At 57.7% G+C, this 7,199-nt stretch carries 5 protein-coding genes and 1 pseudogene; 4 read left to right on the forward strand and 2 right to left on the reverse strand.

Annotation, left to right across the window (positions count from 1 at the left end; all coding sequences use genetic code 11):
• Nucleotides 1-110: 110 nt before the first annotated feature.
• Both HV773_RS36100 and HV773_RS36105 read right to left on the reverse strand, forming a co-directional pair.
• Nucleotides 111-404: pseudogene (locus HV773_RS36100) on the reverse strand (Y-family DNA polymerase); the annotation flags it as partial.
• Nucleotides 405-439: 35 nt separating this feature from the next.
• The gene (locus tag HV773_RS36105) at nucleotides 440-1,351 is read right to left on the reverse strand and encodes a DUF72 domain-containing protein (protein WP_175198510.1); all 912 of its coding nucleotides are present in this window, start codon (nucleotides 1,349-1,351) and stop codon (nucleotides 440-442) included.
• A 194-nt stretch (nucleotides 1,352-1,545) separates the two neighbouring features.
• On the opposite strand from HV773_RS36105, the gene gmtY reads away from it, so the two are divergent.
• From gmtY to HV773_RS36125, 4 genes are all read left to right on the forward strand, one after another.
• Nucleotides 1,546-3,045: a gamma-mobile-trio recombinase GmtY gene (gmtY, locus tag HV773_RS36110; RefSeq protein WP_175198506.1), complete on the forward strand. Its 1,500-nt coding sequence runs from the start codon at nucleotides 1,546-1,548 to the stop codon at nucleotides 3,043-3,045.
• Entirely contained in the window at nucleotides 3,042-5,630 is a 2,589-nt protein-coding gene (gmtZ, locus tag HV773_RS36115) for a gamma-mobile-trio integrase GmtZ (RefSeq protein WP_175198507.1), read from the forward strand. Before gmtY ends, gmtZ begins: the two co-directional genes overlap by 4 nt.
• Nucleotides 5,627-6,289 (forward strand): gamma-mobile-trio protein GmtX, encoded by a 663-nt coding sequence (gmtX, locus tag HV773_RS36120; RefSeq protein WP_175198508.1) that lies wholly within the window; start codon nucleotides 5,627-5,629, stop codon nucleotides 6,287-6,289. Before gmtZ ends, gmtX begins: the two co-directional genes overlap by 4 nt.
• A 46-nt stretch (nucleotides 6,290-6,335) precedes the next feature.
• Nucleotides 6,336-7,087, forward strand: a protein-coding gene (locus HV773_RS36125) for an IS5 family transposase (protein WP_175198509.1) whose coding sequence is annotated in 2 segments (ribosomal slippage) — nucleotides 6,336-6,657 and nucleotides 6,657-7,087 — 753 coding nt in all. Because the reading frame shifts where the segments join, the coding sequence is not laid out codon by codon here.
• The last annotated feature ends 112 nt before the right edge of the window (nucleotides 7,088-7,199 follow it).

The raw sequence follows: 7,199 nt of genomic DNA on the forward strand, positions 1-7,199 counted from the left end.
GCATCACCTCGATCTCGTCCATCGTGTACACCTGTCCATTAAAAATTTAGATGGACACGATCCTCGCCTTCGAGCCTTACTCATTCAAGATGACTTTACCGGGGGCTTACGAAGAGCCTCGAATACCGCCGGTACGAATCGAAGTCGGTCGGAAGGAGAATCGCGTCCGGCGCGAGTTTGGCCGCTTTCATCATGCCCATCGCGGAGAACACACCCAGCGCGCGCGCGTCGTAGGTCGAAGTCGTCACCACGCCGCGGCCCACATAGTCACGCAGCTTCGCAAAGCGGCGCGTTCCATCGGGCAACATTTCCGGCGCGGCGTCGCGGCCGCCACCGATCACGACCGGTTGGCCGCGCAATTCGGGATAACGCAGCAGCTCAACGGACGCGTAGAAAGCGTCCATGTCGAGGTGAGCGATGCGGCGCGGCCGGTCGCTTGTCACGTCGCGGTTACCGCGGCGTCGCCGAGGAATCCCATGAGCGTTCGCGCGTTACGCTGCCCCTGGTCCTCGTAGTTGTTGTTGAACACGACATGAGTCTGCGCAACGGTCGCTGCAATTTTCCTGATCTTTTCAGCCAGTTCGGATAACTCATTATCGTTGTAATCGTAGTTGAATCGATCGCTCGCAGCCGTGGCGTCCTTGATATTCCACGTTTCGTGGTTGCGTCCATGCAGGCGCACCAGAGCAAGAGCAGGGTTCGTGACTTCCCATACCGACGGAATCGAATTGGCGGGCCCTTGCGGTTCATCAACGACCACGTTTGCCAGTAAGTGTTCGCGCTCGAACGCCAGGGTCGACGCAGCATGCTTCGTGTCGAACCAGCTGCGGTTGCGAAACTCGACGGCCATCAAATAGCGGCCCTCCATTCGTTCCGCGCAATGCTCGACGTGCGCGCGACCGTCGGGTGCGGACGTGATCCACGGGGCGAACTGAAAATGCACGGCTCCGAGTTTTCCCGCATCCTGCAACGGTGCAATCGCCTCGAAATACCGCCTCCAGAGTTCGGACCGGATATCCTCGGGCATGTCCTTGTAGTAGAGGTTCTTCTTCCCGTTCGGGGGCAACGCGGGCTGTATGTCCTTCGGAAACATGTCGCGCGGCGTCTGGTGGCCTGTGAAGAGCCGGAATGCCTTGATGTTGAAAACGAAGTCCGGTGGCGTGCGCTCGACCCAAAGTACGGAGTTGCTTCCGTTGGGCATCGAGTAGTAGCTGGAGTCCACCTCGACGAGCGGGAACTGGCTCGCATAGAAGCGCAAGCGTGCCTCGGCGCTGCTACAACCGGGTGGATAGAAGCGTTTGCTTTTGATGAGCGTCGGATCGGTCCATGACGCATATTTGTAGCGATATATGTACAACAGTCTACGTCAACCGGAGTCTCGTTCGGGATATTACGGGTTCGATGATAGGCGCGATGGCGGCTTTCTTACTAGCCATTGTTCCAACAATGTTGGTACACGTGTTGGAGTACAGGGCATGCAATGCCACTTGTGTGTAGACTGCGCGGCTTTTGCGAGCCTACCCGCGCAGGGAAGGCGCATAACTGATGAACTTGACACAAGTGAAAGCGAAGGTGGTTTCCGACGCGTCTGGGGTACATGAGGTGCTGCCAGTCCTGTTGACCGATGATGGTCCCCTGGAGCCTCTCGTCGACTATTTCCTATGGCGCAGGCACGATCGGAGCTTTGCGTGGATGAGGCGAACCGCTCAAGCGGTTCGCATGTTCCTGCAATACACCAGGGGGAATGCGGCGGAAATCGGAGAGTCAGAGCGCCTCTTCAACTCTTTCGCCCGACGACTCCATAGCGGCACCATCGGTGCGGACGGCATAGATCCAAGTGGTCTGTACTGGTTGCCCACGAGTCGGCAAAACGCAGCGATTCTTCTGCATGGCCTTTCAGACTTCTTTGCGTGGCTCTCAGAGCGTAGGGCGACTGCGAATCCGAACCCACGTGTAGCTTCCGGCCAGTATGACCAGATGGTGACGGCGACGGCACATGAATATCGTCGCCGCCGTGCGTTTCTCGGATACACCTGGGGGCCCGCACCACGCGATCAGGATGGCGTGCCTGCACTCAAGACCCGTGGAGCTCGTGCGCCGAAGGTGGACGACGCTGAAGCGATGGCATTTCCTGACCGTGACTTTGGACGGTTGTTAGCCAAGGGATTCGTTCGGCGGGGCTATCGAGATCATGCGAGTGTATCGCAGCGTCTTAGTCTGCGAGACTGTTTGATCACACTTCTGGCGCACGGCGCCGGCTTCCGCGAATCAGAGTGCTTTCATCTATACGTGCACGATGTGATGGAGGATCCGGCTGACCCGTCGATGCCGATTGTTCGAATCCATCATCCGGCGGAGGGGGAAGCACCGGGCGACTGGCTCGATGAACGTGGCACCGCGATTCGATGCAACCGTGCAGCTTATCTCGTCGGACGCTACGGATTGCGTCCACGCAATCAACTAATGGGACGATTCGAGGCCGGCTGGAAGGATCCAATGCTAGATGGGCGCTATTTTATGCAGGCATTCTGGTTTCCTTCCGAGATGGGTCGGCTATTTCTGCATCTATGGAAGCTGTATTTGCGACAGTTGGCACAATTCGAGCGCAACCATCCCTATGCGTTTATAAGTCATTCTGGCGCTGTCGCAGGCGAGCCCTACACGCTGTCCAGCTACAACCAGGCGCATTCCAGAGCCGTCCAGCGTATTGGTCTTTCTGTCGGCAAGTCGTTCGGCACCACGCCGCACGGCCACAGACATGCATACGGGCAGCGCCTGAGGCGCGCGGGCGTAGATCCGATGTTCAGAAAGAAGGCGCTTCACCACAAGGCACTGGGATCCCAAGTCGTTTACACCGCGCCAAGCCTCCGAGAGGTCAATGAGTTGCTCATCGATTCAGGTCGCAAACTCGACGGCTCAGCAGAGAACGCAAGTCACATCACCTCGCAGTTCGCGACCGAGGACATGGTCGCCTTTGGATTCGATGATGTGGATCCCGACGGCTTGATCTCCGGGCCGTACCCGAAGCTTGGTCGCAAACCATGAAAAAAAGCAAGATGAGGCCCGGTGAAGGCGGGCGAAAGGGTGATTTGCAGCTTTCATGGCTTCCGCTCGAGTTCGGCGGGCAATGGGAAGAGTGGCGGGATCTGGCTGCGCAATGGATTGCGATTCAGGAACGCGGATTGAACCACCGCTTATACGCGTTGCGCGCACTGTTCGCCAGATATCTTAGCGTGACCGATTTCGGGGCTAGCCCGGCAGCGGTCCTGGATCGGCGAACGATCCTTCCGGATTTTTACGAGGTCGCCTGCCCACGCTCCTCACAGGGCGTCATTTACAACAACCACGCGCGCGCGTTCCTTCAGTGGGTTTTGGACTGTAGATTCAGCGAGCCCGATGACTATGGAAGGCCAATCGTTCTGTCTGCGTATCGGAACCCGATCGCTTCGCGCTCGGAAACTGGCAACGTCTCCAGGCCGCAGGAGACTGTCCATTCACCGTTGCCCTATCGCTATATCTGTGAAATGCGCGAGCTTCTCGCGTCAGGACCCAACTTCAGGGATTGGTCGTGGGCTCGACTGGCGATAGGCGGCGAGGCCACTCGCAATAGTGGGGACTGGTTTCCATGCTCCGAAATAGATGTGGACGAGGACGATCCTGACTGTGTTTGGCGTCTCCGTTTCACCAAAGCGGGAAAGAAGCGGATTGAGATGTGGAGCCCCGCCCGGGCTGTAGCTCTACTCGTGAAGCTTACCCTTCCGCTGCGGACACATCAGGTACGTATGCTGGATTCCGGCGAGGCGGATACCTGGTGGTACTCGGATGAGGGATGGCGCTTGAATGACGGGCCATTGAAATCAGGACACGTGCACCGGCCGGTGGGACGTGGCGTTTTCCGCCGCGTCGAAGACTACGATACGGGTAAAACCTGGACGGCGCTGTATATCAATACGAACAAGACGGCGGACATACGGAAAGGGCGCGAAGAGCTTGGGTACGTTATCCCTTGGCAGCACGATAATCTAATATATTGGCTTGCGAAGCTCCGGTCGTGGCAGGCCAAATACAACCCAATCGATGTGCCTGTGAAGTGGTCAGAGCTGAAGATCAAGCATCTCGGCGCCGCACGGACGGCTACTCAACTAGCCGTAACCCCTGACACCTGCTTCCTGTTTCGGGATGCGGCGGGTACTGGTGATCAACGTCGCAAGCCCTTGCATACAATGGCACTCGATCCACTATGGTCCAAACTGCTTGCCGAGCTTGCGCGACGGTGTGCTGCCCGTGGTGAGACGCTCGCAGACGGTCGACCTCTACAGTTCACCGTGCCCGGTAGTGCGAGGACAACGCTTTACCCCTTACACAGTCTGCGTGTGTCGCTCCTGTCGTCATTGGCGCTCGACGGTGACGTTCCTCTTGTTGTGTTATCGAAGTTAGTCGCCGGACATAGTCGCCTGGTGATGACCCTGTACTACACCAAGGTTGGCGTCACACATATGACGGGCGTGCTAAACGAGGCGTCGTCAAAGCTCGAGGAATCGGCCTCCGAAGGGCTGCAACGCTTTCTCGCGGAGGCGAGCTACGAGCAGTTGTCGTCACACGCCGTCTGGAACAACGCTGATTCTATGCGCGTTACAGTGTCTGAGCGTGTGGAAGACAGGAATCCGCTTGGATGGATGGCCCGGCATCATGGAATATGCCTTGTTGGTGGCAACACGTCAGGTAACGCCGCAGTGGATCGGGTAGGGGGATGTCACAACGGCGGTCCGTCCATGTTTGAATCTGACAGCCGACCGCAGCGCAGTCTTCACGGGCCAGTACCGGGCGGCGCAAACAACTGTGTACGTTGCCGCTGGTTTGTGACCGATCCGAGGTTCATCGATGCGCTGCGCGCGCACTTCAACAATCTGAGCTATCACCTGGCTGAGTCGACGAAACTTGCACGAGGACTCGAGGATTCGCTCGAGCATTTGAAGTCCCGTCGCTATGCTGCCGAGCAAGCGAATCTGCCGTACACGGAACACGCGGAATATCTGCGTACAGAGCGGCGCTGGGAGGCTGCAATCGAGAAGAGCAATCAATTGGCTGGCGACGCCGCTGCTACCCTGAGGTTGATAAAGCGGTGCCTGGATGTGGTCAAACGTCTCGATGAGGAAGGGGATTCGCTTCATCAACTGGTGGCGGTCGGCGCGTGGCGGGACCTGCAGATCGCCTTTAAGGAGTTGGATTCGGAACTGCTTCAGATTGCCGGGGTCTGCGACGATACGGAAGTTTATCCCGACGAGCAACCGGGAAAGGCGGTCATCCGGCGTAGTCAGTTCCTCGACAGTGCTCTCTATCGCGAGGGCATACAACCCATATTCATGACCCTCAGTGAAGAAGAGCAGCTCGCCCTTGGCAACAAGCTCATGAAGCGGCTAGCTAACGAGGTACATCCTGGTGATGCGGCTGCTGGTGTCGCGCGGGTTGTTGGTGCGATTGAGTCTGGCGAGCGGCTCACAAAAATTCTGGGCCTTCAGGATGATCTGGCGTTGATGCTTGAAGCCGATCTTGGTCGTCCTGTCGCGCGTGTAAGGGACCTCCTGGCGGCAGTGCCCCAGGGACGAAACAAACTGCGATATCACGAATGACTGCAATCCAACCTTATGAAGTACTTGCCGCGCTGAAGTCTGCTGCCAACGCCCGGAAGCAGCGTAACCTAGACATCGTGCAAGGAGTTTGCGAGGGGCTGCATCGGTTAGGCAGCCGGGACTTCTCCATCAGCACGGTCGGGCGAAAGAGTCAGGAACTCGGCGGAGTGTCGAAGGATGCGCTGTATAACAGGTCCTCCGTCGACTATCGAACTCTGATTGGCGCGTGGGCGCAGTGGTCCGGAAGGGGTATGGCAAAACCGTCGGTACCGCTTAGACCATTGAAGGAGGAAGATATGCTCCTCAGAATTCCCGATCCTGCGGTGCGCGCCGTATTTGGTGCAATCGTTGCAGAGAGGAACCGGTTGCGGTCCGAGATCAACCTTCTGAAGAGTCAGGCAGAGATTGTGATTGACCGGCGAGGCTGGAACGGCCACACCGTTCCAGCGGTTGGCGGCAGTACGACCCGGCAAGCGCCAGCGTCGGCAATCCTGACGGCGATGGAGGCGGAGGCTGTACGCAAGGCCATTTCACCGCAATTTTTAATGGACGAGGGTTGGCGAGAAGGTCAGCGCGGAGAAATCGTCAACGACCGTGGCCGGGTCCTTTTCGATATCGGGTTCGTCCCAGCGCTGAAGAAACTCACTAGGGCCTGTTAACAATCAATGAATTGTGTTTACATCCTGATTTTTATGGGAGATCAGGATGGTTCGCAAGTTGATGAGCGACGCGCAATGGACCACGATCGAGCATCTGTTGCCAGGCAAGGCAAGCGATCCGGGACGCACGGCGGCAGACAACCGGCTGTTTGTCGAAGCGGTGTTATGGATCGCTCGTACTGGCGCGCCATGGCGCGACCTGCCCAGGGAATTCGGTCGGTGGGAGCGCACGTACATGCGCTTTTCCCGCTGGAGCAGAAAGGGCGTATGGGAACGTGTGGTCCATGCCTTGGCGGGCGAAGCCGATTTGCAGCAATTGTTCATCGATTCGACCATCGTGCGGGCGCACCAACATTCAGCCGGTGCCCAAAAAAAGCGGGGCCGCAGGCACTTGGGCGGTCGCGGGGAGGATTGAGCACGAAACTGCATGTCGCAGTCGACGCGCGGGGCAATCCGCTGCGCATCATATTGAGCGCCGGCCAGATCGCCGACATCGACTGCGCTCCGCAATTGATTGCCGATCTCGCGGCTCAAGCGGTCATTGCTGACAAGGGCTACGACAGCAACGCGTTCGTCCAGCATATCGAAGCTTCTGGTGCCCAGGCCGTGATCCCGCCACGCGCCAATCGACGCAATCCGCGCGATTTCGATCCCAAACCGTATCGGTGCCGAAACCTTATCGAACGCTTCTTCAGTCGCATCAAACATTTTCGACGCCTCGCTACTCGCTATGACAAACTCGCCCGCAATTTCATGGCCTTTGCGCAACTCGCTTGCGCATTTGCGCCAAAGCTTTGATTGTTACTGACCAGTTCAATAAATAGTGCGTATATTGGATCAAGCTGCGTAGCGAACATGCTTCTCCTGAAACAGGTTGCGGATAACATGAGGCTGCTTCTGCCGGCGATGC

The sequence above is a fragment of the Paraburkholderia caffeinitolerans genome (genome assembly GCF_902859945.1).
Taxonomy (GTDB): domain Bacteria; phylum Pseudomonadota; class Gammaproteobacteria; order Burkholderiales; family Burkholderiaceae; genus Paraburkholderia; species Paraburkholderia caffeinitolerans.